The 26,871-nt window shown below is 64.4% G+C and carries 19 protein-coding genes; 9 read left to right on the top strand and 10 right to left on the bottom strand.

Features of this window, described 5'->3' with window-relative positions:
- Window positions 1-94: 94 nt before the first annotated feature.
- The 3 genes from rlmH to JS536_RS05240 form a co-directional block, all read right to left on the bottom strand.
- Window positions 95-574 carry a 23S rRNA (pseudouridine(1915)-N(3))-methyltransferase RlmH gene (gene rlmH / locus JS536_RS05250; RefSeq protein WP_214356060.1) on the bottom strand — a complete coding sequence of 160 codons (480 nt, stop codon included), beginning with the start codon at window positions 572-574 and terminating at the stop codon, window positions 95-97.
- A gap of 243 nt (window positions 575-817) precedes the next feature.
- Window positions 818-1,459, bottom strand: coding sequence for a uracil phosphoribosyltransferase (gene upp, locus JS536_RS05245; protein WP_214356059.1), 642 nt, complete (start codon window positions 1,457-1,459; stop codon window positions 818-820).
- A 41-nt stretch (window positions 1,460-1,500) separates the two neighbouring features.
- Window positions 1,501-2,559, bottom strand: coding sequence for a LacI family DNA-binding transcriptional regulator (locus JS536_RS05240; protein WP_214356058.1), 1,059 nt, complete (start codon window positions 2,557-2,559; stop codon window positions 1,501-1,503).
- Between the two features lie 336 nt (window positions 2,560-2,895).
- Here JS536_RS05240 and JS536_RS05235 point away from each other — a divergent pair, with 336 nt between their 5' ends.
- From JS536_RS05235 to JS536_RS05220, 4 genes are all read left to right on the top strand, one after another.
- Window positions 2,896-4,143 (top strand): ABC transporter substrate-binding protein, encoded by a 1,248-nt coding sequence (locus JS536_RS05235; RefSeq protein ID WP_214356057.1) that lies wholly within the window; start codon window positions 2,896-2,898, stop codon window positions 4,141-4,143.
- A gap of 169 nt (window positions 4,144-4,312) precedes the next feature.
- On the top strand, window positions 4,313-5,527 hold the full coding sequence (locus JS536_RS05230; protein WP_214356056.1) for a sugar ABC transporter permease: 1,215 nt from the start codon (window positions 4,313-4,315) through the stop codon (window positions 5,525-5,527).
- 5 nt (window positions 5,528-5,532) lie between these two features.
- On the top strand, window positions 5,533-6,390 hold the full coding sequence (locus JS536_RS05225) for a carbohydrate ABC transporter permease (protein WP_214356055.1): 858 nt from the start codon (window positions 5,533-5,535) through the stop codon (window positions 6,388-6,390).
- 276 nt (window positions 6,391-6,666) lie between these two features.
- Window positions 6,667-8,715 (top strand): glycogen debranching N-terminal domain-containing protein, encoded by a 2,049-nt coding sequence (locus JS536_RS05220; protein ID WP_214356054.1) that lies wholly within the window; start codon window positions 6,667-6,669, stop codon window positions 8,713-8,715.
- Window positions 8,716-9,331: 616 nt separating this feature from the next.
- Here JS536_RS05220 and JS536_RS05215 read toward each other — a convergent pair.
- The 3 genes from JS536_RS05215 to JS536_RS05205 form a co-directional block, all read right to left on the bottom strand.
- Window positions 9,332-10,144, bottom strand: coding sequence for a hypothetical protein (locus JS536_RS05215; protein WP_214356053.1), 813 nt, complete (start codon window positions 10,142-10,144; stop codon window positions 9,332-9,334).
- Complete coding sequence (locus JS536_RS05210) at window positions 10,134-11,357, bottom strand: NUDIX hydrolase (RefSeq protein ID WP_214356106.1); 1,224 nt, start codon at window positions 11,355-11,357, stop codon at window positions 10,134-10,136. Before JS536_RS05210 ends, JS536_RS05215 begins: the two co-directional genes overlap by 11 nt.
- A 197-nt stretch (window positions 11,358-11,554) precedes the next feature.
- Window positions 11,555-13,792 (bottom strand): RNA degradosome polyphosphate kinase, encoded by a 2,238-nt coding sequence (locus JS536_RS05205; protein WP_214304778.1) that lies wholly within the window; start codon window positions 13,790-13,792, stop codon window positions 11,555-11,557.
- A gap of 497 nt (window positions 13,793-14,289) precedes the next feature.
- On the opposite strand from JS536_RS05205, the gene JS536_RS05200 reads away from it, so the two are divergent.
- Window positions 14,290-15,762, top strand: a complete 1,473-nt coding sequence (locus tag JS536_RS05200) for a metallophosphoesterase (protein ID WP_214356052.1) — start codon at window positions 14,290-14,292, stop codon at window positions 15,760-15,762.
- Between the two features lie 249 nt (window positions 15,763-16,011).
- Here the strand turns inward: JS536_RS05200 and JS536_RS05195 are convergent, their stop codons facing one another.
- A complete protein-coding gene (locus tag JS536_RS05195) occupies window positions 16,012-16,812 on the bottom strand; it encodes an IclR family transcriptional regulator (RefSeq protein ID WP_214304780.1) in 801 nt (266 codons plus the stop codon).
- 226 nt (window positions 16,813-17,038) lie between these two features.
- Here JS536_RS05195 and leuC point away from each other — a divergent pair, with 226 nt between their 5' ends.
- Both leuC and leuD read left to right on the top strand, forming a co-directional pair.
- Entirely contained in the window at window positions 17,039-18,442 is a 1,404-nt protein-coding gene (leuC, locus tag JS536_RS05190; RefSeq protein ID WP_109056771.1) for a 3-isopropylmalate dehydratase large subunit, read from the top strand.
- A gap of 158 nt (window positions 18,443-18,600) precedes the next feature.
- Window positions 18,601-19,293 carry a 3-isopropylmalate dehydratase small subunit gene (gene leuD / locus JS536_RS05185; protein ID WP_214304782.1) on the top strand — a complete coding sequence of 231 codons (693 nt, stop codon included), beginning with the start codon at window positions 18,601-18,603 and terminating at the stop codon, window positions 19,291-19,293.
- Between the two features lie 794 nt (window positions 19,294-20,087).
- Here leuD and JS536_RS05180 read toward each other — a convergent pair.
- Both JS536_RS05180 and JS536_RS05175 read right to left on the bottom strand, forming a co-directional pair.
- Window positions 20,088-22,334: a PH domain-containing protein gene (locus tag JS536_RS05180; RefSeq protein ID WP_214356051.1), complete on the bottom strand. Its 2,247-nt coding sequence runs from the start codon at window positions 22,332-22,334 to the stop codon at window positions 20,088-20,090.
- On the bottom strand, window positions 22,334-22,831 hold the full coding sequence (locus JS536_RS05175) for a PH domain-containing protein (RefSeq protein ID WP_214356050.1): 498 nt from the start codon (window positions 22,829-22,831) through the stop codon (window positions 22,334-22,336). Before JS536_RS05175 ends, JS536_RS05180 begins: the two co-directional genes overlap by 1 nt.
- Before the next feature lie 444 nt (window positions 22,832-23,275).
- Here JS536_RS05175 and JS536_RS05170 point away from each other — a divergent pair, with 444 nt between their 5' ends.
- Window positions 23,276-24,154, top strand: coding sequence for a DUF805 domain-containing protein (locus JS536_RS05170; RefSeq protein ID WP_214356049.1), 879 nt, complete (start codon window positions 23,276-23,278; stop codon window positions 24,152-24,154).
- A gap of 69 nt (window positions 24,155-24,223) precedes the next feature.
- Complete coding sequence (locus JS536_RS05165; RefSeq protein ID WP_214356048.1) at window positions 24,224-25,645, top strand: histidine kinase; 1,422 nt, start codon at window positions 24,224-24,226, stop codon at window positions 25,643-25,645.
- A 438-nt stretch (window positions 25,646-26,083) separates the two neighbouring features.
- Here the strand turns inward: JS536_RS05165 and JS536_RS05160 are convergent, their stop codons facing one another.
- Entirely contained in the window at window positions 26,084-26,800 is a 717-nt protein-coding gene (locus tag JS536_RS05160) for a response regulator transcription factor (protein WP_214356047.1), read from the bottom strand.
- Between the last annotated feature and the right edge of the window lie 71 nt (window positions 26,801-26,871).

The raw sequence follows: 26,871 nt of genomic DNA, 5'->3' as shown, positions 1-26,871 counted from the left end.
AGCTGACTGAGGGGTAGTCCAGCCGAACTCATACCGCCCTTGATTTAATTAACAGTGCCAGCCATGTGATGGCTGACCCACTGATGTGTATCCGCTACTTGTGGTACGGCTCGCCGGCGTTGATCTTGTAGGCGCGGTAGACCTGTTCGAGCAGAATCACGCGCATGAGCTGGTGCGGGAACGTCATCTTCGAGAAGCTCAGCTTGAAGTCGGCCCGGCGCAGTATCGCGTCGTCCAGACCGATGGATCCGCCAATCACCAGCTGGATGTGGCTGACGCCGCGCAAGCCCAGATCGTTAATCTTCGCCGCCAGCTCCTCGCTGGACAGCTGCTTGCCGTCGATGGCCAGTGCGATGACGAAGGCGTTGTCGCGCAGGTGCTTGGCGATGCGCTCGCCTTCCTTGGCCTTGATTTGGCGCTCAACGCCCTCGGAGGCGTGCTCGGGCGTCTTCTCGTCCGCCACCTCGATGATGTTGAGCTTGCAGTAGCGCGAAAGCCGCTTGGAATACTCGTCGATGGCGTCGCGCAGGTAACGCTCCTTCACGCGCCCCGGCGCAATGATGTCAATCTGCATATGGTGTTTCCGTCATATTGGCTCCCCTCTCTGAGGGGAGCTGTCACCGTAGGTGACTGAGGGGAGCGCGTCTCGTGCGGCCTTTCCTCAGTCCGTTTCACGGACAGCTCCCCTCAGCGAGGGGGGGCCAAAAGGTGTCAGCCGATAATCGTGCGGCATTGATTAACGTGTGCGGCCTCAAGGCGCACCGAAGGAAGCGGTACCAAGGTACCGCGACTGAGGAGCAACGCCGAGGACGCTCCGTTAATCAATGACGCCGTAGAGGCGGTCGCCGGCGTCGCCAAGTCCCGGCACGATGTAGCACTTCTCGTTGAGCTTCTCATCGACCGCGCAGACCACGACCTTGAAGTCGATGGACGGGTCGATGTGCTCCTCGACGTACTTGATGCCTTCGGGGGCGGCGATGATGTTGATGGCGGTCACGTCCTTGGCGCCGCGCTCGGCCAGGTAATGCGTGGCGGCGACCAGCGTGCCGCCGGTGGCGAGCATCGGGTCGATGAGGAAGCACTGACGGCCGGTGAGGTCATCGGGCAGACGGTTCGCGTACGTGATCTGCTGGGTGGGGTGCTCCTCGTCGCGCTTCATGCCGAGGAAGCCGACCTCGGCGGTCGGCAGCAGGCGGGTCATGCCGTCGAGCATGCCCAGTCCGGCACGCAGCACCGGCACGATGATCGGGCGCGGCTCGGCCAGCTTCTTGCCGGTCATCGGGGCGACCGGGGTTTCGATGGGCGTGGACACGACCGACAGGTCGCGGGTGGCCTCGTAGGCCTCCAGCATCACCAGCTCGGAAATGAGCTCGCGGAAGGTGGAGGAGTGGGTGTTCTTGTCGCGCAGCACGGTGAGCTTGTGCTCGACCAGCGGGTGGTTCAAAACGTGAAGTTCCATAGCTCCTAAGCGTAGTCCATGAATCCCGAACCGCCGAACGATCAGCGGATGACCAGGGTGGGCCTGAGCAACACGTGCCGGTCGTCGGTCGGCGACGCGGAGGCCACGGCGTCGATTCGCCGATCCCGACCGTCGGCGGCGTCGTGGCCCGAATGCCCGGCCGCCGGCGCGACGAACTGCTCCTGCGTGATGCGCACGATGTGCCGCGCGCTTTCGATGAGCGGCTGCGCGATGCTGGACAGTCCCATCGAACGCGCGGAAACCGTGTCGTCGAAACCGGTGATGATGATGTCCGTGTCGCTCGGCAGCACGGTGGCCGCGCCGATGGCAAGCGTATCGCTCACGCAGACGATGGCATCCAGGTCCGGCCGCCGGTCCAGCAGCGCGATGCAGGCGGTCTGTCCGGAGAGGATGTCGTTTTTGGCCTCCTCGTAAAGTTGCCCGAGCTCGTCCGGTCCGGCCATGCGCGCGCCCAGCATGGCGTCCCTCCAGCCGGCGTATCGGTCCATGCCGGTGCCGGACACGCCCGGCCAGCCGATGAATCCGATGTGCTTGCGCCCGTGCAGAATGAGGTGCTGGGTCATCTCCGCGATGCCGTAATGGCCGTCCACATCCACCCACGGCGTGGCCGGGTCGTTCATATCGTCGGCGCCCCACGGCCGGCCGAACAGCACGAAGGGTTGATGATGCTCGTGCAGCCAGGCGAGTCGTGGATCGTCGTGCGTGGTATCCGTGAGCACGAAGGAGTCCACGTCGCCGCGGGCGCGCAGGGCGTCGAACTGGCGGATCTCGTCCTGCTGGGAATCGGTCTTGTACAGGATCACGCGGATGTCGTTGGCGTCGGCCTCGGTGACGAGCGCGTGCAGGAACCGGTCGTAGACCTGCGAGTAGCTGACCGGCGCGATGCCGATGCCGATGGTGTTGCTGCGTTGGGTGCGCAGGCGCCGGGCCGAGGCGTTGGGCGTGTAGTTGAGCCGTTCGATGGAGGCTTCGACCAGTTTGCGCGTGGCCGGTTTGACGATGGAGGGGTTGTTGATGCAGTTGGATACGGTCTGCGGCGAAACGCCGGCGTCCTTGGCAACGTCCTTGATGCTGACCATGGTGTGTCCCTTCATGAGATCGGCTCGGTTGCAAGCCGGGGGCGTCGGTGCCTGCCGTGCGGTTTCGCCGTTGGTTCGTTCCAACAAGCGTACCGGATTTGACAGATTTCGGTGTTGGTGTTTATTATATAACCACTTATTAGAACGTAAAAATTCCAGCGAGTGACGTGCAACGTTGATGTCAATCGTCGGAGCTCCCGAGTGTAGCCGCGTATGGGCCGAAAGGTCCGCGGTGAAGCTATGGAATAGATTTTGAACGTTCTAATGGGCGCTACAACCGAACAATGGCGATGAAGACATGGACGGGCGCGACGCTCGGAAGGAAAGGACCCCAAGATGAGGAACAGGAACAAGCTCACGATGATCACCGCGGCCTCGGTTGCCGTGCTGACCCTGCTGGCCGGCTGCGGCGGCAGCGGCTTCGATGACAAAGCGAGCTCGGACAAGCCCACCAGCGACAGCTCGCAGGAGCTCACCGTTCTGATCGGCTCCTCCGGCGACACCGAGACCAAGGCCGTCAAGGACGCCGTGGCCGCCTGGTCCAAGAAGTCCGGCACCAAGGCCACCGTGCAGGTGGCCAACGACTTGGCCCAGCAGCTCTCCCAGGGCTTCGCCGGCGGCGACCCGGCCGACGTGTTCTACCTGGCCCCCGAGCAGCTCGCCGGTTACGCCTCCAACGGCTCCCTCCTGGCCTACGGCGACCAGCTCAAGAACAAGGGCGACTTCTACGACAACCTCCTGCAGACCTTCACCTATGACGGCAAGCTCTACGCGGCCCCGAAGGACGTCTCCACCCTGCAGCTGGTCATCAACACCGACATGTGGTCCGAGGCCGGTCTGACCGACGCCGATTACCCGACCACCTGGGACGAGCTGGCCGACGTGGCCAAGAAGCTCACCAATGACGACCACGTGGGCCTGGCCTTCAACGGCGAGTACGCCCGCATCGGCGTGTTCCTCAAGCAGGCCGGCGGCGGCCTGGTCAGCGACGACGGCTCCAAGGCCATCGCCAACACGGACGAATCCCTCAAGGGCCTGACGGAAGTCAAGGACCTGCTCGACACCGGCACCGTGAAGTACGCCTCCGACCTCGGCACCGGCTGGGGCGGCGAGGCCTTCGGCTCCAAGAAGGCCGCCATGACCATCGAGGGCAACTGGATCACCGGTGGCCTGTCCGCCGACTACCCGGACGTCAAGTACAAGGTGGTGGCCCTGCCCGAGGGCCCGGCCGGCAAGGGCACCATGCACTTCACCAACGGCTGGGGCATCGTGGCCGACAGCAAGAACCAGCAGGGCGCCATCGACCTCGTCGAGTACCTCACCAGCGACGACGTGGTGATGGGCTTCGCCAAGGCGTTCGGCATCATGCCCGCCACCAAGACCCTCGCCGACACCTGGAAGGGCGAGTTCCCGGATCTCTCCGCCTTCATGGACGGCCTCGAGTACTCCGTGACCGTGCCGACCGCCAAGGGCGCCGCCGACGTGGTCACCGATTTCAACGCCCAGCTCGAGGGCCTGAAGACCGGCGACCCCAAGACGATCCTGGACAAGACCCAGACCAACCTCGAAGCCATCCTGCAGTAGTTTCCGCCTAGTATTGGCTCCCCTCGGAGAGAGGGGAGCTGGCTCGCGAAGCGAGACTGAGGGGAGTGACTGCCGTCACCCGCGAACTCCCCTCAGTCAGCTTCGCTGACAGCTCCCCTCAGAGAGTGGAGCCAAAATACGGAAACCCCATCAACAAAGGAGTTGAAGCATGTCTGCATCACAGGCGGCAACCCCGCGCAAGGGGCGGGCTCGGAAGGTCCCACGCCAGCACATCGACCGCACGGGCCAGGAGATCTCCGGCTGGCTGTTCTGCCTGCCGATGATCGTGATCCTCGGCGTGTTCATGTTCGTCCCCATCCTCATGGCCCTGTGGGTGAGCGTGTCCGACTGGACCGGACGCGGCACCCCGTTCGGCGGCAACGTGAGCTTCGTGGGCGCCGAGAACTACACCGACGTCCTCGCCAAGCCGGGACTCGCCCAGAGCGACTTCGGCACGGCCCTGCGCAACAACGCCTGGTACACGCTCATCGTGGTTCCGCTGCAGACGCTCCTCTCCCTGGCGCTCGCGGTGATGCTCAACCGCAAGATCCTGAAGGCCCGCGGCTTCTTCCGCACCGCCTTCTACTTCCCCTCGGTTACCAGCTCCGTGGCCATCACCGTGCTGTGGCTGTTCCTGTTCAACGCGGCCGGCCCGATCAACGCCATGCTCAAGTGGTTCGGCGTCAACGGCCCGAATTGGTTCAACGACCCGCAGGGCATCATCCACATCCTCCTCGGCGCGCTCGGCGTCAAGAAAGGTCCGGCCGCGCTCACCGAGCACAGCTTCCTCGGCGTGAGCGCCTGGGATTGGCTGGCCGGTCCGTCCGTGGCCATGTTCGCCATCATCCTCATGGTGATCTTCACCACCTCCGGCACGTACATGCTCATGTTCATCGCCGCGCTGCAGAGCATCGGCGAGGCCACCGAGGAGGCCGCCATCATGGACGGCGCCACCCCGTGGCAGCGCATGTGGAAGGTCACCGTCCCGCAGCTCAAGCCCACGATCTTCACCGTCGTGACGCTCGGCATCATCGGCACCTGGCAGGTGTTCGACCAGATCTACACCGGCACGCAGGGCGGTCCGGCCAAGACCACCCTCACCACCGCGTACCTCTCCTACAGCGCCGCGTTCAACAGCCAGGAGTGGGGTCGAGGTGCCGCGATCTCCTTCATCCTGTTCGTCATCATCATCGTGATGACCTGGATCCAGCGTTGGGTCATGAAGGACAAGAAGATGTCCCGCCGCAAGCGCGCCGACTACGAGGCCATGAAGGCCGAGGCCCGGTCCATGACCAAGGCCGAGGTCATGTCGCTGGGTGCGGGCCGTGCGGGCAAGCACGCGGCGACCGCGACCGCCACCGCAACAGTCGCAGGAAAGGAGTGACGGCAATGAACAAGACCACCAACGTCTCCTGGTTCAAACGATTCCGCGACAGCGGCGTCATCCTGTACCTCATCCTGATCGTGCTGGCGCTGATCTACATCATGCCGTTCATCACGCAGGTCGCCACCTCCTTCAAGACCGACGCGGACGCCACCGCCAACCCGGTGGCGCTGGTCCCCGAGATCTGGACGACCGCCGCCTACCAGAAGCTGTTCCTCAACTCCGACTTCCCGGTCTGGTTCAAGAACTCGTTCATCGTGACGATCGTGGTGACCCTCGGCCGCGTCTTCTTTGACTCGCTGGCCGGCTACGCGCTCGCCCGCATCGATTTCCGCGGACGCAACCTCATCTTCAACCTGCTGCTGGCGGTGATGAGCGTGCCGATGGTGGTGCTGCTCATCCCCAAGTTCCTCATCATCAAGTCCCTGGGCATCTACGACAGCTACGCGGGCATGATCCTGCCGCTGCTCATCGACGCCGCCGGTGTGTTCATCATGAAGAACTTCTTCGAATCCATCCCGCGTTCCGTGGAGGAGCAGGCGATGATCGACCGCGCGGGCACCTTCCGCATCTTCTGGTCGATCGTGCTGCCGATGGCCCGACCGGCGCTCGTGACCATCTCGATCCTGTCCTTCCAGGGATCGTGGAACGAGCTCTCGCACTTCATCGTCTCCACGCAGTCCTCGTCGCTGACCACCCTGACCAAGGGCGTGGCCTCGCTCGCCAGCGGCCAGCTTTCGCAGGGCAACCAGTACCCGGTCAAGCTCGCGGCGGCCGTGGTCATGACCATCCCCGTGGCCGTGCTGTTCTTCGTCTTCCAGAAGCAGATCATGAACAGCTCCGAAGGCTCCGTCAAGGAGTAGCGGCGGGCCGGCATGGGCTTATGGCTCCCCTCTTTGAGGACATCGCCGTAAAGCAACCAGTCCAGTGGACTGGTTGCAGGCGATGTGCGAGCCGACGGGCGAGCCTGATAAACGCGGGCGAAGCTCGTCCCTGATTGCGGCGAGCTGTCAGCGAAGCTGACTGAGGGGAGCCATGTACTAGATCCCTCGCCGATCTCCTTCAGTCGTTTTCAGCAACACCCTCAGAGAGAGGGCCGCCAATATTCGTAACACTTTTCAATCCCTGGAGAACCAACTATGACCACATCCCAGCAGATCCGACAGCCGTGGATGCACGACATGCGTCCGATCCTCACGGCCCCCGCCCAGCTGTGGGCCGAATCGGACGGCACGGTCGATGCCTCCGCTCCGCACGCGGGCGCAGCCAATCTCGCCGGCTATTACGTAGGTGACACCCGCATCCTCTCGCGCATCGTCGCCCACGTCAACGGCGAGGCCCCTACCCCGATCTCTTGGCGTTCCGCCGCCACCGGACGTAGCGTCACCTCGCTCGTGGCCCGCAACATCGACGGTCCGACCGTGGACCCGTCCGTGCGCGTCACCGAAACCCGCGAACTCACGCCCGCCACACTCGCCGAACGGTTCGAAGTCGCCGGCGTGCTCACCGAACCGGTCGAACTGGACCTCGCCGTGACCCTGCGCTTCGACATGGCCACGATGCAGGAGATCAAGGGCGGCACGCCATCCGCCGCGGCCGCAAGCGGGCAGGTCGTCATCGCCGTGCCGCACGACGGCAAGGAACCCGCGGCCCACGTGACGTACGGCAGCATCGCCGTCGACGTGACGCCGGACGCTGCGAACGTTGCCAGCGAAACCGACACCCCGGTCCCGACCATCACCGTGGACGGGCTCAACTGCACGTTCGCCTGGCACCTGACCGTACCCGCACGCGGCAGCGTAAGCGTGGGACTCACCATCGCCGTGGATGCCAAGGCCAACGCCGTGACGGTCGCCGCCTCCGCAAGCCCGTGGGCCGACATCACCGTCCATGCCGCGGACAGCCGCGTGGCCGACTGGGCCAACACCTCCCTGCGCGACCTCGCTGGCCTGCGCATGGCCATCCCAGCCCTGCCGGACGACGAGTTCCTGGCCGCCGGAGCGCCCTGGTTCTTCACGCTCTTCGGCCGCGACTCCTTGTGGGCCGCCCGATTCATGCTGCCGCTGACCACCCGCACCGCCATGGGCACCCTGCGAACGCTCGCACACTTCCAGGCCACCGAATCGAATGCGGAGACCAACGCCGACCCCGGCAAGATCATGCACGAACTGCGCGCGGAAACGCTGGTGCAGACCGGTGCGTTCGACGACGGCATGCGCCTGCCCCCGCTCTACTACGGCACCATCGACGCCACCCCGCTGTGGATCATCCTGCTCGGCGAGGCGTTGCGCTGGGGTGCGCCCGAGGACGAGGTGCGTGCGCTGCTGCCCAACCTCGAAGCCGCACTCGCCTGGCTGCGCGACTGGGGTGATTGCGACGGCGACGGCTTCCTGGAGTACATCGACCGCACCGGCCACGGCCTGAGCAACCAGGGCTGGAAGGATTCCGGCGACTCCGTGCGCTGGAACGACGGCCGCATCGCGGACGGTCCCATCGCCCTGTGCGAGGTGCAGGGATACGCCTACCAGGCCGCCATGCTGGGCGCGGACGTGCTGGAGCGCTTCGGCCGGCCCGGCGCCGACGAATGGCGTGCGTGGGCAGCGCAGCTCAAGACCCGCTTCAACGAACAGTTCTGGGTGGACGACGGTCGCGGCCGATACCCGGCCATCGCGCTGGATAAGGACAAGCGACCAGTTGACTCGCTCACCAGCAACATCGGCCACCTGCTCGGTACCGGCATCCTGGACGAGGACGGCGTGGCCGCGGTGGTCAAGCGACTGGTCGGCGATGACATGCTCTCCGGATACGGCGTGCGCACGATGAGCACGCTCGCCGGCGGTTACTGGCCTGAAAGCTATCACTGCGGCTCGGTCTGGGCGCACGACAGCGCCATCGTGATGAACGGCCTGCGCGCGGAGGGGTACACCGCCGAGGCGCTGCAGGTGGCCGAGGGATTGGTGCGCGCCGCTGCCGCGTTCGACTTCCAGATTCCCGAGTTGTATTCCGGAGACGCGGGTGAGAACGGCCCGGCACCCTACCCGGCCGCCTGCCATCCGCAGGCCTGGTCCGCCGCCTCGTCCGTCTCCGTCCTGTCTCTGTTGCTCGGCCTTGAGCCGGGGGCCCCGGCCGGTACCACCACTCCGGCCGATTCGCCGCTCGCGCAGGGTCTGCGTATCGAGCGGGACTAATACCACCGGACGACTCCGGGCGGATGAGGGTGCCGGCCGTATCGGATTGAAAAAAAGAGACTGTATGTTCGCGTCCCAACGTGCGTCACGCGAACATACAGTCTCTTTGGATGTCTGTAAGGACTGTATGTTCGCGACTACCTCGTTGAGCCGCGAACATACAGTCTTCTGCGGCAGGATTGAGCTGAATCCTGCCGCCCGAATCAAAATACATGGGAAAGCGCCGAACCGCGAAAGCACCTGTCGGTGTGGGCCAAACCGTAAAGCGGGAAGTCCGGTGGACTTCCCGTAGGTTTGGCCTGAGCGAGCCGATAGGCAAGCGAAGGTGATGCTGGTCTTCGCGCAGTGAAGTCGATAATTGCAGGACCGAAGGGGCTCGCAGCGGATTGCTCGGCAAACGGTTGGCATGTTGCCTGAAAGTATGGGAAAGCGCCGAACCGCGAAAGCGCCTGTCGGCGCAAGGGCCGCTCGCAGCGGCAATAAATGGAGCCCGGGGCTTAAGCACGGTCCGACGCGACTCACCAGTATAGCGTGCCGTCGGTGGGAGGCTCGCCGGCGGCATAGCGGCTTTCCGGTACCGGTAGCCGGTCCAAGAGAAGAAATGGCCGCTTGCGAGCTACTCCAACCGTCCGCGGCGCCACAGATTCGCGCCATGCGCGAAATCGCGCGCGGTCGCCATGAGATTGGCCCCGGTATGCAGCAGTTTGGCCGCCTTCGCACGCACGGCCTTCTCCTCGTCAGCGGAGGACATGCCGCCATTGGCGGTGGCGCGCTCCACCATCCGCTTGGCCTCCACGCGCAATCCCAACGCCACCACGTCGGTGAACGCCGCCGCACGCTCCAGCGCCACGGCGAAATCGCCCACGAACGCGCCGGAGAGGATCGAATCGGCCAGACGCGCGATGTCGTCCTCGGTGGGTGCCTGGTCCACGCCGGCGATGGCGGAGGCCGTGGTGGCCACCGGCTCGCCCACGCGCCACAGCCGGGCGATGGAGTCGCGGTGCGTGCGCATCCACGTACGCAGCATGTACAGTCGCCACAGCACGCCGGGCAACGAATCCGGCTCGGCCTCGCTCCACAGTTCCGCGATCTCATCCACGCCCACGGTCTCCACCAAGGTGAGTACGCGACGCACCACTTCCGGATCCTCGCTGTGTCGCACACGGTCGAGCAGCGCCGCCGCGGAAAGGTGACTCATCTCGCTGATGGCCTGCGGGTCCATGCCGCCGGCCAACCCGTCGGCCACGTTCGGGTCGAGCTGGGCCGGACGCGAGGGACGCATCGAACCCATGCGCGCGGGGCTGAACGCCGCGCCCGCCGAACGCAGGGAGCCGAAGCCTGGTCCGAGCCCGCTGCCGTGCGCGGCATGGGCGGCGGCAGCGGCGGCCGAGGAGTTGGAGGAGTCGGGGAACGCGGGTCTAGTAGACAAGTGGGTGAACCTTCTGGATGTCGATGATCTTCGGGCCGTCCGGGCCGGGAATGACGAACAGGGCCATCGCCGTGCCGGTCGGCATGTACGGGGTTTTGGCGATCAGGCGCTTGCCCAGCGAGGGCGAGGCGCACAGTCCGCGCAGATGCTCGAACATACCACCGATCACCGGCCGATGCATGCAGATGGCGGTGGGTTCGCGGCGGGCGAGCATGTATTCGATTTCGCTGAGCAGGCAGTCCCACGCGGCGCCCGGATCCTGCGCGTAGGCGTCCTCGGTGAGCGCGTCGAGCGTGACCATGGGCCGGCCGGTCTGCCATGAGAACGTCTGCAGCGTCTCCATGCAGCGGATCCACGGTGAGGTGGCCAGTCGCACGGGATTGAAGCAGGCGAGTTCGTAGTTGAGCGCGTAGGCGGCCGCAGCGCCGCGCGGCGTGATGGGACGGTTGGCGTCCGTGCCCTTCCACAGCTTGCGCGCCTCGGCCTTGCCGTGCCGCACGATGAGGAACGGCAACGCCTCCAGCGCCCCCTCCTGCACGCGGTCGACGAACAGGGCCAGCATGTCCTTGTCCGTGGAATGGGTGAGCTTCTTGCGTGCCTCCATGGGCGTGAGCCAGACCATTTCGTCGATTTCGCCCACATCCGCGCGGTGCACCGGCCCAAACGACTTGGTGCGCTTGAGATTGTCGATGGGGCTGATGGCCGAGACCATCCAGAACTGCACATGCTTGGTGTCCGAGGACAGGTCCTTGGTGTGACGGTGCTTGCTGCCCTCCTCGGACATCGGGTAGGAGACGTCGCCCAGATACGGGCCGAGCGCCACCGGCAGTCCGGTTTCCTCGCCGATCTCGCGCACGGCGGCGTGGCGCGGCGATTCGTTCGGGTCGAGCTTGCCTTTCGGCCAGCTCCAGTCGTCGTACTTCGGCCGGTGCACGATGCACAGCTCGATGCGGTCCAGTACGTTGCCATCGGGGGAGAGACCGTCCTTGCCCCCCGAAATCGCGTCGTTCGGGGATGTCGCGTCGGCCGGCGAAGAGGCGGCTTCGGTGCCGTCCGTATGGTTCGCGTGGGTCGTCGGCGCGCTCGGGTCAAGGGGCGAGCCGGAGTCGGCCGGGGGCTGATGGTCGATGAAGTCGATGGTTTCCGAAGCCGGGCCGCAACCGGCCTTCCACCGGTACAGAATGCCGCCGGCGGCTTCCACGATATGTCTCATTTTGCTGGTACCCATCACTGGTCATTGTAGGGCAAAACCCACTGCCGCTACGTAGTTTTCCGTTATAAAACGACGAAGCCCGGTCCCCGCGGAAGTGCGGGAAACCGGGCAACGTTACGTTCTGTCCACGAACCACTCTAGCAGCGTTTTTCGTGAACGCTCACGCGGGCGGACCAATCAGAATCGATCGGCACCGCTCAGTTGTGCGCGGCGCGGCGACGGGTGTGCTTGCGGATCAGGTACTCCTGGCTGTCCACCAGCGGACGGCCCTCGTCGTCCTTGGTGTGCAGCACATAGGTGCCGTCGGGCTGCATGTGCCAGCTCACGGTGGAGTCGGCCATCTGCAGGTCCACGTACTTGATGAGCTCATCCACCTGCTCCGGCGCGGTCACGCGCACCAGGGCCTCCACACGACGGTCGAGGTTGCGGTGCATCAGGTCGGCGGAACCGATGTACACCTCGGGGCCGGAGGCCGGGCCCTCGCCGATCTGCGGGCCGTCCGCGTTGCAGAAGGCGTAGATGCGGGAGTGCTCCAGGAAGCGGCCGAGGATGGAACGCACGCGGATGTTCTCCGAGAGGCCCGGAACGCCCGGCTTCAGGGCGCAGATGCCGCGCTCGACGATGTCGATCTTCACGCCGGCCTGCGAGGCGCGGTACAGGGCGTCGATGGTCTTCTCGTCCACGATGGAGTTGACCTTGATCTTGATCCAGGCCTCCTTGCCGGCGCGGGCGGCGTCCTCCTCACGACGGATGCGCTGGATGATGCCGGAACGCACGGTACGCGGGGCCACCAGCAGGCGGTGGAAGCTGGACTTCGGCGCGTAGCCGGAGAGCTGGTTGAACAGACGGGTGAGATCCTGGCCCACCACCGGATCGCAGGTCAGCAGGCCCAGATCGGTGTACAGACGAGCGGTCTTCGGGTTGTAGTTACCGGTGCCCACGTGGCAGTAGCGACGCAGGCCGTCGGCCTCCTGACGCACCACCTCGATGAGCTTGCAGTGGGTCTTGAGGCCCACGATGCCGTACACCACGTGCACGCCGGCGCGTTCGAGCTTGCGGGCCCAGGCGATGTTGGCGTCCTCATCGAAGCGGGCCTTGATCTCCACCAGGGCCAGCACCTGCTTGCCTGCATGCGCGGCGTCGATCAGCGCGTCGATGATCGGGGAGTTGGAGCTGGTTCGGTAGAGCGTCTGCTTGATAGCCAGGACCTTAGGATCCGCAGCAGCCTGCGCCAGAAAGGCCTGCACGGACGTGGAGAACGAGTCGTAGGGGTGGTGCAGCAGGATGTCGCGCTCGCGGATGGCGGCGAAGATGTCCTGTGCGCGGGAGGACTCGACCTCGGCGATCTGGCGGTTCGTGGTGGGCACGAACGGGCGGAACTTCAGGTCCGGGCGATCCACGCCGCCCAGCTCGAAGAGCACGGTCATGTCCAGCGGGCTCGGCAGACGGTAGACCTCGTCCTGGCTCACGCCGAGCTGGTCGGCGAGCAGCTGGGAGAGGAACGGGCTGGTGGAATCGGTGATCTCCAAGCGGATCGGCGGTCCGAAGCGACGGCGCAGGAGCTCCTTCTCCATGGCGTTGAGCAGGTTCTCGGCGTCATCCTCTTCCACGTCGATGTCCTCGTTACGGGTCACGCGGAAGGAGCGGGCCTCCTTGATGATCATGCCCGGGAACAGGGATTCGAGGTGCGCGGCGATGAGCTTCTCCATGGTGATGAAGCCGTAACGCTCGTCCTTGGACTCCTCGTCGGTCATGTCGTCCACGGGCACCAGTCGCGGCAGGTTGCCCGGGATCTTGACGCGGGCGAAGTGGGACTTGCCGGAGGACGGGTTCTCCACGATGACGGCCAGGTTGATGGAGCCGCCGGAGATGTAGGGGAACGGGTGGGCCGGATCCACGGCGAGCGGGGTCAGGACCGGGAAGACCTGCTGGCGGTAGTAGCGGGAGAGTCGCTCCTGCTCGGCGGAGGTGAGCTTGTCCCACGGCAGCAGGACGATGTGCTCCTTCTCCAGCTCCGGCAGGATCGTGTTGATCACGTAGTGGGCGTGCTCGTCCTGCAGGCGGTGCGCGGTCTCGCTGATGGCGCGCAGCTGCTGGCGCGGGCTCAGGCCGGCGGCGGACGGCACGGCGATGCCGGAATCGATGCGGCGCTTCAGGCCGGCGACGCGGACCATGAAGAACTCGTCAAGGTTCGAGGCGAAGATCGCGGCGAAGTTGGCGCGCTCCAGCAGCGGCGTATCCTCGTTCTCCGCGCACTCCAGCACGCGCTGGTTGAACTTGAGCCAGCTCAGCTCGCGGTCGAAGAAGCGGTCCTGCGGCAGCGGGGCCTCGCCCTCCTGATCGACGCGGCGGTCGTTCTTGTCTGTTTCGGCAATGTGCTCTGCGATTTGGCTTCGCAGAATTGCCTTCGATGGTGCGTCAAATATCTGTGCCATAGCTTATATCGTATGCTTTGGCGTGGTCGGTGAACGGGCTAACGCGCCAGAATTCAACGGCCGTTCATATTGGTGTCGGGGTCCGTGCGGGGTCCACGAGGGGTCCGGTGCGTGCGGTGTGCGACACGCCGTTGGGAGCGGTGAAACGCACAGAAACGAACATCGGTCGGGTTCGATATGAACGGTTCAGCTCGATTGCCGTGGGAAGTCGTGTCCGATTGCACATTTGCGATAAAAACCGCACAACCGGCGTATGCAGGTTGCGAGAGACGGGAGGGGTGAATAGATTATGAGGTACAAGAACAACTGAACAGAGCAGAGCCCACAAGTAGTGTATGGTCACGAGGACTGTTACGTTGGACGGGCATTGGAAAGACTTACCGTTACAACGATGGTGTTGTGCAGAGATTCTGCTCCAGTAGTTGCTCTTGAGAAGAAAAGGCCCGCTCCGGCGGGCCTTTTCGTTTGTTGCCTGCGGAAACTGTACAGTGGAGGGCATGACGGAAACACAGCGTGCGCCTGAGGGCATGACGAAGCCCCGCATCAAGCCGGCCGACGCCGAAGACGACCGTCCGGTTTCTATCTCCGCGCGCCTCGGGCGCCTGCAATTCCACCATTCCGGCAAGTTCCGCGTGCTGCAGATCGCGGATATCCAGGACGGGCCGAAGATCGCCAAGGACACGATGGCGCTCATCGAGGCCAGTCTTGACGCCACGCGCCCGGATCTGGTGATTTTCTCCGGCAATCAGATCGCCGGCTATGATCCGGCATTCGCGGCCACGTTCCGCAAGCGCCGGTGGCGTGTGGAAGGCGAAGGCTCGGCGGCCGACGACAGCGAGCCCGCCCGTGCTACTGCCCTGGAGGATACGCGCCAGCTGGTGCGCAAGGCCGTCTGGCATAGCGTTGAGCCGCTGGTCAAGCGCGGTATTCCATGGGCGGTGACGTACGGCAATCATGATTTCCAATGCGGCCTGAGCGATGCCGAACTGGACGCCATCTACCGCGAGTTCCCCGGATGCGTGAATCCGGGGGCGTCCGCGGGGACGTCCGATGAGTACGACGGCGACGGTGACATGACGATGCGGGAGTCCGGTGATGCGGCGATTCCGGCCGCGCCGGCGAACGTGCTGCTGCCGAAGCAGACCATATATACCTGTGGTCCCGATGGCACCGTCGGCGTCATCGGTGGGCCGGGGACTGTCGATGATGGGGCTCCGGCCCCGGCCGCTGACGGCGTGGTGCCGAATGCCGTGCCTTGCGAGCCGGGCACGTTCGCGCTGCCGGTGATGGACGTGGATCGTACGCGCGACGTGCTGGGTCTGGTGCTGGTCAACTCCGGCGACTACGCGCACGGCGGCGGCTTCGGCACGCCGTCCGATGCGGCGATGGCTTTCCTGCGCGCGCTGCCGGAACATATCGGGGCCAAGTCGATGGTGTTCCAGCACATGCCGCTGCCGGAGTACTACCAGGTGCTGCGCCCGGTATCTGCCACCGCGGCCTTCGCCATGCAGGGCTACCGCGAGCACGCCAACACCTATTACGTGCTGGATGAGGACAAGACCCAGCTCGGCGGCTATCTGGGAGAGGGCATCTCCTGCCCGGATCATTCGGGGGAGTTTGCGGTGTTGCGTGACAGCGAAGGATACATCGGCGTCGTGGCCGGGCATGATCATCGCAACGGATTCGTGGGCGAAACCGAGGGCCTGCTGCTCATCGCCACGCCCACCTGCGGTTTCAACACGTATGGTCCGGCGCCGGCCAAGCGTGCCACGCGACTCATCGAATTCGACATCCGTCACCCGTACGAGCCGCGCACGCAGCTGCTGGAATTCGGCGAGCTGGTCGGCAAGCCCAGTTCCAAGCGGGCGTACACCTATGCGGTGAACCAGCAGACCCCCGGCGAGGGCGAGGGCGACGATCTGCTGCGCAAGCCGTCACTGTGGAGCCAGCTGACGGGATTATTTAAGTAAAAGGAATCGGCCTTCGGCCGATGCGGTATTTCCCGCAGGCTTTGCGCCTGCTCGCCTTCTCTCCCTCAGTCTCACTTCGTTCGACAGCTCCCTCATCAGAGGGAGCCAAGTCTACATATATAGGTCTCGGCTCCCTCTGACGAGGGAGCTGTCGCGAAGCGGGTGAGGGAGAGAAGAGGAGCAGCGTCAGCTGCGGGAATCCAGCATCGGCCGAAGGTCGATTCCTTATGTATCTATATGTACATCGCCTCAGCGCACGGCCTTGACGAGGGCCTCGGTCAAGTACTTGCCGGCGGCCATGACCAGCGGCGCGTAGCGGCGGCCGGGGGCGGCGCCCATACGGCCGGTCGGGCCGGAGATGGAGATCGCGGCGATGACCTGGCCGGAGGCATTACGAATCGGCGCGGAGATGGAGCACACGCCGTCCTCGCGCTCGTTCACGGACTCGGCCCAACCGCGCTTGCGCACGGCGGCCAGCTTGGTGGCGGTGAACTTGGCGTGGCGCAGACCCTGGTGCAGACGGTCGGAATCCTCCCAGGCCAGCAGAATCTGGGCGGCGGAACCGGCCTCCATGGAGAGCATGGCACCCACCGGGATGGAATCACGCAGGCCGGAGGCGCGTTCCACGGCCGCGATGCACACGCGCTGGTCGCCCTGACGGCGGTAGATCTGCGCGGACTCGCCGGTGCGGTCGAGCAGGGTGCGCAGAATCGGGCCGGCGGCGGTGAGCAGTCGGTCCTCGCCGGCGGCCGCGGCCAGCTCGGCGAAACGGGAGCCCAGTACGAAGCGGCCGTGCTGGTCGCGCAGTACGAAACGGTGGCGCTCCAGCGCGATCGCCAGACGATGTGCGGTCGGGCGGGCCAGGCCGGTGGCCGCCACGAGCTGGCCCAGCGTGGAGGGGCCGGACTCAAGGGCATCGAGAATCTTTACGGTTTTATCAAGTACGCCAACACCGGAATGAATCTCCCCGTCATCCTTCGGGGTGGCCTCTTCAATCGGCTCAGATTCGGTCAGGCTGTGGTCGAGCGGTTCTTCTAGGGAATCAGTCATAATAATGGCGATTATGCCATCTCACATAGTGAAATAGCAAATCGGGGAAGAGTCTCACAAAGTGACCACCGGAAACGAGACGAATCGTATGCGCCCCGAAAGCCGTTATGGGCCGTATCTCAATATCCGGCCTGCTTGTGGCTGCCCCAAAAATCTCCCCTTAGGCTATTACCACGAACAAGGCGCGAACACAATACCTCGCGCGGAATTTTTTGGAGGAAACGCTATGGGAACGACACTGGCCGAGAAGGTCTGGGCCGATCATCTGGTGCGCAAGGGCAGCGACGGCGCGCCCGATCTGCTGTACATCGACCTGATGCTCATGCACGAGGTCACCAGCCCGCAGGCATTCGAGGGCCTGCGCCTGGCTGGCCGCAAGCCGCGCCACGTCGATCAGCTCATCGCCACCGAGGACCACAACACCCCGACCGTTGACATCGATCGTCCGAATCCGGACAAGACCAGCGCGCTGCAGCTGAGCACGCTGGAGAAGAACTGCAAGGAATTCGGCGTGCGCCTGCATCCGCTGGGCGACGCCGATCAGGGCATCGTGCATGCCTTCGCCCCGATCCTGGGCCTCACCCAGCCGGGCATGACCATCGTGTGCGGCGACTCGCACACCTCCACGCACGGCGCGTTCGGCGCGCTGGCGTTCGGCATCGGCACCTCCGAGGTCGAACACGTGATGGCCACGCAGACCCTGTCCTTGAAGCCGTTCAAGACCATGGCCATCAACGTCAACGGCAAGCTGCCGGCGGACGCCACGGCCAAGGACATCATCCTGGCCATCATCGCCAAGATCGGCACCGGCGGCGGCCAGGGCTACGTCATCGAGTACCGCGGCGAGGCCATCCGCAACCTCACCATGGACGAGCGCATGACCGTGTGCAACATGTCCATCGAGGCGGGCGCCCGCGCCGGCATGATCGCGCCGGACGAGACCACGTTCGAGTACCTCAAGGGCCGTCCGCACGCGCCGGAGGGCGAGATGTGGGACAAGGCCGTGGCGTACTGGAAGACGCTCAAGACCGATGACGACGCCGTGTTCGACAAGGTGGTGGACATCGACGCCACCAAGCTTGGGCCCTACGTGACCTGGGGCACCAACCCCGGCCAGGGTCTGCCGATCACCGCTGACGTGCCGGATCCCGCCACGATCGCCGACGCGACCGAGCGTTCCGCCGCCGAGCGCGCCATCAAGTACATGGGCCTCAAGCCCGGCATGCCCATCAAGGACATCGCCGTGGACACCGTGTTCATCGGCTCCTGCACCAACGGCCGCATCGACGACCTGCGTCAGGCAGCGGCGATCATGAAGGGCCATCACAAGGCCGATTCCATCCACCGCGTGCTCGTGGTGCCGGCCTCCTCCCGCGTGCGTCTGGAGGCGGAGAAGGAAGGTCTTGACAAGGTGTTCAAGGACTTCGGTGCCGAGTGGCGCAACGCCGGCTGCTCGATGTGCCTGGGCATGAACCCGGACAAGCTCGTGCCGAACGAGCGCTCCATCTCGACCTCGAACCGCAACTTCGAGGGCCGTCAGGGCAAGGGTTCGCGCACGCATCTGGCCTCTCCGGCCGTGGCTGCCGCCACCGCCATCCGCGGCACGATCTCCTCTCCCGCCGATCTGTAACTGCTTCTTGTGGCTCCCTTCTTTTGAGGGGAGCCGGCCGCGGGGCGGACTGGGGGAGTCTCGGTCGGTTCCGCGAGGTCGCTCCCTCTCAGTCGTCCGCGACGACAGCTCCCCTTGGAAGGGGAGCCGGATATTCCAGATATGTAAGGACTTTGATTATGGAAAAACTCACTACCCTGACCGGCGTGGGCGTGCCGCTGCGTCGCTCCAACGTGGACACCGACCAGATCATCCCGGCCGTGTTCCTGAAGCGCGTGACCAAGACCGGCTTCGATGACGCCCTGTTTTACGCTTGGCGCCGCGATCCGAACTTCGTGCTCAACCAGCCGGAATATGCAGGCAAGGGCCAGATTCTGGTGGCCGGTCCCGAATTCGGCATCGGTTCCTCCCGCGAGCATGCCGTGTGGGCGCTGCATGACTACGGTTTCCGCGTGGTCATCGCGCCGAGCTTCGCCGACATCTTCTACGGCAACACCGCCAAGAACGGCGTGCTGGCCGCCATCATGCCGCAGGAATCCGTCGAACTGCTGTGGAAGCTGCTGGAGGAGGAGCCGGGCCGCGAGATGACCGTCTCGCTGGAGACCCGCACCGTCACCTGCGGCGACGTGACCCTGCCGTTCGAAGTGAACGACTACACCCGCTGGCGCCTCATGAACGGCTACGACGACATTGACTTGACGCTTCAGCACGAGGACGATATCGCCGCCTACGAGAAGATGCGCGCCGAGAAGTTCCCCTTCAAGCCCAAGACCATCCCTGCCAAGCACTGGGCCGAAGAGCCCATCCAGTCCGCCCGTGAGCCGGAGGAGGGTAATTGGGCGGGGCCGTTGGCTGATCGAGGCATTATTTAGCCTCGATCAGCCTGTGGGAAGTCCGGTGGACTTCCCACAGGCCCTGCGCCGAGCCGCGACAGCCGGCGAGGCCAACACTGAGCCTCGCTCGAAGAGCGAGTCCATAATTGCAGGACCGGGGCCGTTGGCCAATACGCATAGGGGCCTTCACCCTCCGGGTTTTCCCGGTCGGTGAAGGCTTTTTCGTAGGCTCTGTTAAACCAAGATTGACATGCCCCGTCATCTTGTCTCCCTTGTCAGGACATTGCCGTGAAGCAAACAGCGGAGCTGTTTGTGGGCGATATGCGAGACGACAGTCGAGCCAACAGACTGCGAACGAAGTCCGTCCTTAATTGCAGGACGAGCTGTCGTCGCAGACGACTGGGGTGGTCCGGGGGAATTCATGTCAATCTTGGTGTAACAGAGCCTTTTCGTATCCTCTTTCTCATCGTGATTGACACGGCATCCTGCTGACCGCCCCTCAGCCGGTTTCGCCGGCAGCCCCTTTGCCTAGGGACGCCAAGAAAAAGCATGCAATCGTGATGAATGGAGCCTTTTCGCACTCACTCTCCCCAAATACCTCCCGCAGCGTCCGAAACCCGCCAGAACGGCGCAACCTCTAACACATTCCGGACGCCAGAAGTCCGATTCGAGTCCGTTTCCTGCTAGAACCCCGTCGCTTCTAACAGGAAACTGACGCTGAACAGACGATTTGCGTCCGGAATGTGCTAGGAGAGCGGCACTCCTAGCAGGAAACGGCCGCTGAGAGGGCAATCTGCGCCCGAAACCTGTCGGTCTTGCGCTGCGGACAGGGCCTATCCCTCCATCCACCGCTCCAGCGCTTCGGCATCGGCACGCCGCAGGAACATGAACCGCAGCGAATCGATGCCGTTCATCACGAACAGGGACATCTGGACCCGCTCGATGCCGCGCGGTTCCCGCCACAACGTGGTTGAGCGCGTAATCGACTGCACGCGCGACCTCGTGGTTATAGCCGTATACCGTGCGAGCCGGGTCGCGCCGGTCACCACGATCCGGTTTTTCGGCGTGACCATCTGGCCGTCCGTTCCGCAACCACATGAGGGAACATACGGGCCATGGTCATGGGGCGCGGGCCCTTGTACAGCGCGGTCATCAGCGCTGTTTGAGGCACCACCACCGTCGCTGGCATGGATGCCATCGTTATTGCCGTACGCCGCATCCGGTAGCAGTACATACCCTTCCTCGCGTGACTTCAGCCATCGTCCGCCGGCCCACCACAAGCCGATGGCAATAGGCGCGATTATGAGCCACCACGGCCATCCCAATCCCGGAATCGCGGCCGCCGCGCGGAAAGCCATCGCCGCGTCGGCATCCGAGCCAAGCCAGACCAGCGCCGTCGCCGCCAACGTAATCATCACCGGCATCGTGAGGTAATACCGGAGCAACCCGCGGCCGGTGTACCGGATGACCGGACCTGTCGCAGACTCCGGCTTCGGCCGCCGCGCGGCCCGCGATGTGTGAACACCGCCGTCCGGGCCGACGGATGCGCCGGCGGTCTGTACAACCGAACCGTATGTTCCGGCCCGCATGACCGGTTCGCGCATGTCCCACTCCGGCAGCATCGCGTGCAGCGCGTCATAGACCCGGCGCGTGCCGATCACCGGCAGGATACGCGACGCCGAAATGGCGCCTTCCTCATTCCCGCCGGTGGCCGAGGAACTCAGCCCCAACCCCACCGAACACAGGCCGAATGGCCGACGCAACAGCGACTGCCGGACCATCACCGTCTGGATACGGCTCACCGGAATCGTGGACGTGCGGCGCGTGAACAGGCCGCGCACCACCACCAGATCGTCGCCGCGACGCCACACCTCGAAACCATAGAATCGCAGCAACGAAGTCACGATGCTCACCAGCATGAGCAGCATCATGCAGGCCAGCACCGCCAGCGCAATCGAAAGCAGACCGCTGGCCGCCATAGCGCTCACCGACCGTTCGGCATCGCGCACCCAGCTTTGCGGCACGATTTCCTGCACCTGTTGCACGAAGCCGTACACCACGAACGCGGCGGCCAGGAATCCGATGTCGGTGACGGCGAACAGCAGGATGTCCTTCACCGAGGCGCGGAATACCGGAGCTTGGCTGCGTAGGTCCGCAGGTGCCGCGGGCTTGCCCATGCACGCGATGGGGCTGGCCGTGTAGGTCGGGTCGTATCCGGTGCCGTGGTTTGGTGGGAGCGCCTCCGTGCGAACGTTGTCTCCGGGAGTGCCGGGTATAGGCAGGTTCGAGGAACCGTCGGTGGTGCCGTTGACGGTGGTGTCGGCGGTGGCGATATTGACGGCTTGGTGAGCGTCGTGCGGAATTTGAAGACGGTCAACGTTCGCCGCCCGTCCTGTGCGGGCCTGCGCGCGTCGGCTCTCCAACTCCAGTTGCAGCGTCGCCGGCACCGCGTCCAATCGGATATCCGTATCCGCCGCGCCGGCCGCCGAAACGGTGAGCCGTACCACGCCGAACGGCTGCAGATACACCGGCGACGAACTGTTGATGGCATGAATCGAGCCGTAACTGATGGTCCGGTGCTTGCGGAAGAACAGGCCCGACTTGAAGGACAGCCCGTCGTCACCCAGACGGTAGCGGGTGGTCAGCCATTCGATGACGGGCGGGATGAGCGCGACCACGATGGCTGACGCCAGGGCCAGCGCGATCATCGGGACGCTCAGATGACGTCGCAAGATCACCAGGAACGTGATGAACAGACCGATGATGCCGCGCACCGAGGAGACCGTCGCCACGATGAGTCCGGCCGGGTGCAGCATGCGCCAGTCGTCGCCAGAGCGGTCGTTGCTGGGCCGATTGTTGCCGTGGGACCGATTGCGGGGGAGACTGGTGTTGGTGTTGGTGTTGGTGTTGGTGTTGGTGTTGGTATCGATTGTGCTGGCGCCGGCACTACCCGTGGCGTTATCCGTGGTATCTACGGTATGATCCACGGTGCCGTGTGCATCGTCATTAGTCTCGATGGTATCGCCCGCAATGACGGGATCTCCCGCGTGCGAAGGAGCGCCGTATCCGCCGTCCGCCATCACAGGTCATCCTTCGCTTCGGCCACACGCTCGGTGATGAGCGCCACCATGCGCTCCGCCTCGTCGGTGTCCAGTGCGGCGATCTCATGCTCGTCGGCGGCCGTGTGCACCACCACCGTGGTCAGGCCGAAATGCCGCTGCACCGGGTTCTGCTTGGTGTCCACGTGCTGCACGCGCGTGTATGGCGTGGTGGTGGAGCGGCGGAACAGCCAGCCTTTGCGGGTGGCGAGGTCTCGCTCGCCGATGCGGAACCGCGTAAAGGCATACAGATACTTGGTCTGCAGCGGTTGGGTGGCGAGGTCCAGCACCGCATAGGCCACGGCCAGCGCCACGATGAGCCGCTGCCAGAATCCCCACCAGCCATTCGTCATGCATACGATTGCGACCACGGCACAGACCGCCAACCAGATGACACATTGGATCGCCTCGTTGATGAGCCACACCGTGCGTACGCGCGGCGGTAACGGCCGCCAGCCGGATTCCTGTTGTGTGCCCATCGCTGTCCCCTTTCGCCAATGCTCTGTCCGACCAAGATTGACATGGGTCCTTTATTCTTGGCTCCCCTTGTCAGGACATCGCCGTGAAGCAAACAGCGGAGCTGTTTGTAGGCGATGTGCGAGACGACAGTCGAGCCAACAGACTGCGAACGAAGTTCGTCCTCAATTGCAGGACGAGCTGTCGGCGGAGCCGACTGAGGGGTAGTCAGACATGGGCTCATGTCAATCTTGGTTTAACAGAGTCTTCGCCAATGCTCCGGTATTCCAAGGCCGACAGCCTTTATTCTTGGCTCCCCTGGGCTGCTGCTGTCAATCCGTAACTCCCACTGTATCCGACGCGATTATGCTCTGCGGGGAGCGGTACACAGATGTTGACGGGCACGGCTGCCGGCTGGACGAACCGGTCCTGATGCGGTTGAGTGGAGTCATCACAGGGAAGGAAGCATGATGGGCAATCCCGAACCGAATTCACAAGCCGCTCAGGCGTGGCGTCAGGCATATGAAGCTCCGGGTGCCTCACCGAATCCGTATGAGGTGCCGAATTCGTACACGACGGCGAATCCGCAGCCGTTGCAGTCGTCGCCGCAACTGCCGCCGCAGCCATCACAGCACGGCAAACAATGGCGGTTGCGAGACGAACCGCCGTTGTGGGCTCCGTGGTACGGCATTGGCTTCTGGCGGGCCGTCACGCGATGCTTCCGCAAGACGTTCATCTACCATGGCCGCGCCTCACGCGGCGAATATTGGTGGGTTTGGCTGTTCACCTTGGTGCTGTCCGCCGTTCTGGGCGTTGCGGCCTACGGCATAGGGCTCGCCATCGGGCTGAGCGGTGCCGAAGATTCGTTCATGCTCAGCTCGCCGTTGGACGGCTTCATCAGCAACGCGACGATAATCGCGCAACTGGCGATGCTCGTGCCGACCATCTCGCTGTCCATCCGCCGCCTGCACGACGAGAACCGCCGTGGATGGTGGCTGCTGCTGCCCACGATGCTGCAGGTCGTCGCGGTGTTCGTGCTGTTCGTCGTGATCATCGCCGCGGGAGTGGCCGGCGGTGGCTCCGATACGGCCATCGGGCAGGGCCTGGTCGCGGGCATGCTGGCGTTCTTCGGCATGTACCTGTTGTCCGGGCTGGCGTCGGTCGTGCTGATGATCGGGCCCAGCGATCCCCGCGGCGTGCGGTTCGACCGTCCGGACGGGCGGCGTCATGAGCGCGGCGATCGATGGAATGGCGGGCGGCAAACGGCCGAATCGCAGCCGAACGCCGTGCCCGCCCGGTCCGTGGATGCCGCGGTACAGCCGAGATCCGACGCGATGCCTCAGTGATAACGTTCGCGATTTGCTAGCGGAACACAGTCCATTCATGGGATGCGATGGTGAAGGAAGGATGCGGCGATGATGAGGAACACTGGCGATGCCGGCGATGCGCGATCGCTGATGCGTCGGTCCGCCCGGCATGTGCTCGATTGGTGGCGGGAACCGCATTTTCTGGAGAAGACCGGCATCGTGGTGGATGTGGTGCAGGTGGTGGCGATGGTCGCCGTGCCGCCAAGTGGTCCCATGCAGATGCTGTGCGCGCTTGTCTGGCTGGTGCTGGTGGCTGCGCTGCCGTTCGCGCCGCGCGTGTTGTGCGTGGCCGGTCCGGTGCTGTGCCTGATTGCCGGCGCCCTGCCGAATTGGAGCGTGTGGACGACCGGAGGGGTCGCTTTGACCGCGTGGTTCCTGGCCATCGGGTACGTGATGCCACGGTGGGCCGCGGTCGCGCTGCCGGTTGGATTCTCGGTGCTTGATGCGGCCGGGTGCGCGTGGTTCGGATTCGGTTCGCTGGGTGGCATCGTGATTCGGAGTGTGGTGGCTTCGCTCAACGACATCAACTGGCAAGCCTCGACGGAGGCTGGTGTCATGGTTCCTGCGGATGCGAGCGTGGCGTTGCCGCAGTATCCGATCATCATATTTGTGGCCACGCTGATGCTGGATCTCATGATTCTGGGATTCCTGACCGTATGCAGCGCCGCGTTCCGTCGGACCGCCGCCGCGGGGGAGCGTGCCGCACGCGCCGAACAGCTACTGGGCCGCGTGACCCGCGAACAGGAACTGGCCCACATGATCCACGATTCGGTGGCCAACGACATGTCCACCATCGCGATGCTCTCCTGGCGGGCCAAAGGCGTGGAGAACGCCGAGGAACTGGATGAGCTGCTGGACGCGATCTACGCGCGGTCGCACCACGCGCTGGACCGGGTGCATGAGGTCATCGACGTGCTCAACGGCAAGCGTGATTTGGGGGAATTGCGTGCGTCGGGCTCGGTGGATGATGTGGATGCTGCGCCGCAGGTTTCCCGTGATTCTTTCGACGTGATCGTGGAGAAATACGTGGAGGACCAGGACCGTGCGATGGGCATGCTGGGGTTTGCGGGCGTAAGCCGGCTCAACATCATGCCGGATGCGCAGGTGCCGGAGCCTGTACGTCGCGCGACGATGGGATTACTGGAGGAGGTTTACGCGAACATCGTGCGGCATTGCGCGATGTCCGTGGCGGCCGGCGAGCCGGATGGTGGGGCCGAGACGTCGGCCGGTAGCGGAGCTGAAGCCGGCGACGAGCCCGCGTACAGCCTGTTCATCGACATAAGCCGCGACTGCGTCGCTGTCAGCGAAGTCAACGCGCTCGCCGACGAACGGCGCACACTCGTGCACGGTCACGGACGCGGAGACGGACTTGCCCTGCAGCGTACGACCATCGAATCGCTCGGCGGCACGCTCAACACCAGCCACCAGGACGGCACATGGATCCTCAGCGCGCGGATTCCGCTGAGATAAGGGGTATTGGCTCCCCTCTCTGAGGGGAGCTGTCAGCAAAGCTGACTGAGGGGAGTTGCGTTTACGTGGGCTAAACCTACGAACAGTCCGCTGGACTGTTCGCTTAACGGCTCCCCTCCGGTCCCGCAATTATGGACTTACCGCAATTGCGGACGAGCTTCGCTCGCATCTCATTGGTTTGACTGTCGTCAAACCTTCGCCTACAAACGCCGCCGGCGTTTGCTTAACGGCTCAGCCTTCAGCCAGGCTCATTATTACCTTCGTTCGGCTGTCGCCTCACTCAGGCTAAACCTACGAACAGTCCACTGGACTGTTCGCTTAACGGCTCCCCTCCGGTCCTGCAATTATGGACTGGCTTTCAGCCAGGCTCATCGTTACCCTCGTTCGGCTGCCGCCTCACTCGGGCTGAGCCTACGGGAAGTCCACTGGACTTCCCGCTTAACGGCTCAGCCACAATGCAATGGCGTGGGCTAGGGAGTGGGCTCCTAGTTTGTCTACGGCTCGATGGGCGTGGGTGCGGACGGTGGAGGCGGCCACGCCCCATTGGGCGGCGATTTGGTCGTACGTCAGTCCGCGGGAGAGCAGGTGCAGGGTTTCGGACTCCTTAGCTCCCAGTTTGGCGGCGCGATGCCCGGCGTCCTCTGCGCCTGCGTTGGCCGTGCCGTTGCCAATCGATGCCGTCGTACCGTTATCCAGCAGCAGGCGATGCGCGTCGGCCGCCGTCCGGAACGTCACTGATGCCACGGAATTCGGGACGAACGTGCCGCCGGCGGCCACTGTGCGCAATGCCTTGGCCAACTGTGGGATGTCGGCCTTCGATACGATGCCCTGCGCACCGGCGGCCGCGAGACGCTCTGCATACGTATCCACCGAGAACGCGGTGATGCCAAGCAGCATCACACGGTCGGTGCGCATGCGGATCTTGCGGCAGACGCTTACGCCGGTCGCCTCGTCAAGCGACATATCCACCAGCAACAGTCGGGGCCGTGTCTCCGGATTGAGCGCCTTGGCCACGGCCTCGTCCGCATTGCCCACGCCCCACAGCCATTGCGCGGACGGCAGCAGTTGCGGCAGAATCCCCTTCAACGCCAGCAGCGCCATGCGATCGTTGTCGACCGCGGCCACCAGCACCGGCGTCCCCTTCTCAATGCCCATGGTGCCCATCCTACCGGCTCGTCGCATGGGTGGCCGGATATTCCACACGGCCTTGGCCATCCTGGCGCCCC

Source organism: Bifidobacterium sp. SO4 (genome assembly GCF_018555355.1).
GTDB lineage: Bacteria > Actinomycetota > Actinomycetes > Actinomycetales > Bifidobacteriaceae > Bifidobacterium > Bifidobacterium miconisargentati.
Note: the sequence above shows the minus strand (reverse complement) of the source record. Positions and strands in the feature narration are given on the sequence as shown.

Bases quoted from the DNA above. Each gene is read 5' to 3' on its own strand.
- rlmH (WP_214356060.1), bottom strand. From the start codon at position 574: ATGCAGATTGACATCATTGCGCCGGGGCGCGTGAAGGAGCGTTACCTG.
- upp (WP_214356059.1), bottom strand. From the start codon at position 1,459: ATGGAACTTCACGTTTTGAACCACCCGCTGGTCGAGCACAAGCTCACC.
- JS536_RS05240 (WP_214356058.1), bottom strand. From the start codon at position 2,559: ATGGTCAGCATCAAGGACGTTGCCAAGGACGCCGGCGTTTCGCCGCAG.
- JS536_RS05235 (WP_214356057.1), top strand. From the start codon at position 2,896: ATGAGGAACAGGAACAAGCTCACGATGATCACCGCGGCCTCGGTTGCC.
- JS536_RS05230 (WP_214356056.1), top strand. From the start codon at position 4,313: ATGTCTGCATCACAGGCGGCAACCCCGCGCAAGGGGCGGGCTCGGAAG.
- JS536_RS05225 (WP_214356055.1), top strand. From the start codon at position 5,533: ATGAACAAGACCACCAACGTCTCCTGGTTCAAACGATTCCGCGACAGC.
- JS536_RS05220 (WP_214356054.1), top strand. From the start codon at position 6,667: ATGACCACATCCCAGCAGATCCGACAGCCGTGGATGCACGACATGCGT.
- JS536_RS05210 (WP_214356106.1), bottom strand. From the start codon at position 11,357: ATGAGACATATCGTGGAAGCCGCCGGCGGCATTCTGTACCGGTGGAAG.
- JS536_RS05205 (WP_214304778.1), bottom strand. From the start codon at position 13,792: ATGGCACAGATATTTGACGCACCATCGAAGGCAATTCTGCGAAGCCAA.
- JS536_RS05200 (WP_214356052.1), top strand. From the start codon at position 14,290: ATGACGGAAACACAGCGTGCGCCTGAGGGCATGACGAAGCCCCGCATC.
- JS536_RS05195 (WP_214304780.1), bottom strand. From the start codon at position 16,812: ATGACTGATTCCCTAGAAGAACCGCTCGACCACAGCCTGACCGAATCT.
- leuC (WP_109056771.1), top strand. From the start codon at position 17,039: ATGGGAACGACACTGGCCGAGAAGGTCTGGGCCGATCATCTGGTGCGC.
- leuD (WP_214304782.1), top strand. From the start codon at position 18,601: ATGGAAAAACTCACTACCCTGACCGGCGTGGGCGTGCCGCTGCGTCGC.
- JS536_RS05180 (WP_214356051.1), bottom strand. From the start codon at position 22,334: ATGGCGGACGGCGGATACGGCGCTCCTTCGCACGCGGGAGATCCCGTC.
- JS536_RS05175 (WP_214356050.1), bottom strand. From the start codon at position 22,831: ATGGGCACACAACAGGAATCCGGCTGGCGGCCGTTACCGCCGCGCGTA.
- JS536_RS05170 (WP_214356049.1), top strand. From the start codon at position 23,276: ATGATGGGCAATCCCGAACCGAATTCACAAGCCGCTCAGGCGTGGCGT.
- JS536_RS05165 (WP_214356048.1), top strand. From the start codon at position 24,224: ATGATGAGGAACACTGGCGATGCCGGCGATGCGCGATCGCTGATGCGT.
- JS536_RS05160 (WP_214356047.1), bottom strand. From the start codon at position 26,800: ATGGGCATTGAGAAGGGGACGCCGGTGCTGGTGGCCGCGGTCGACAAC.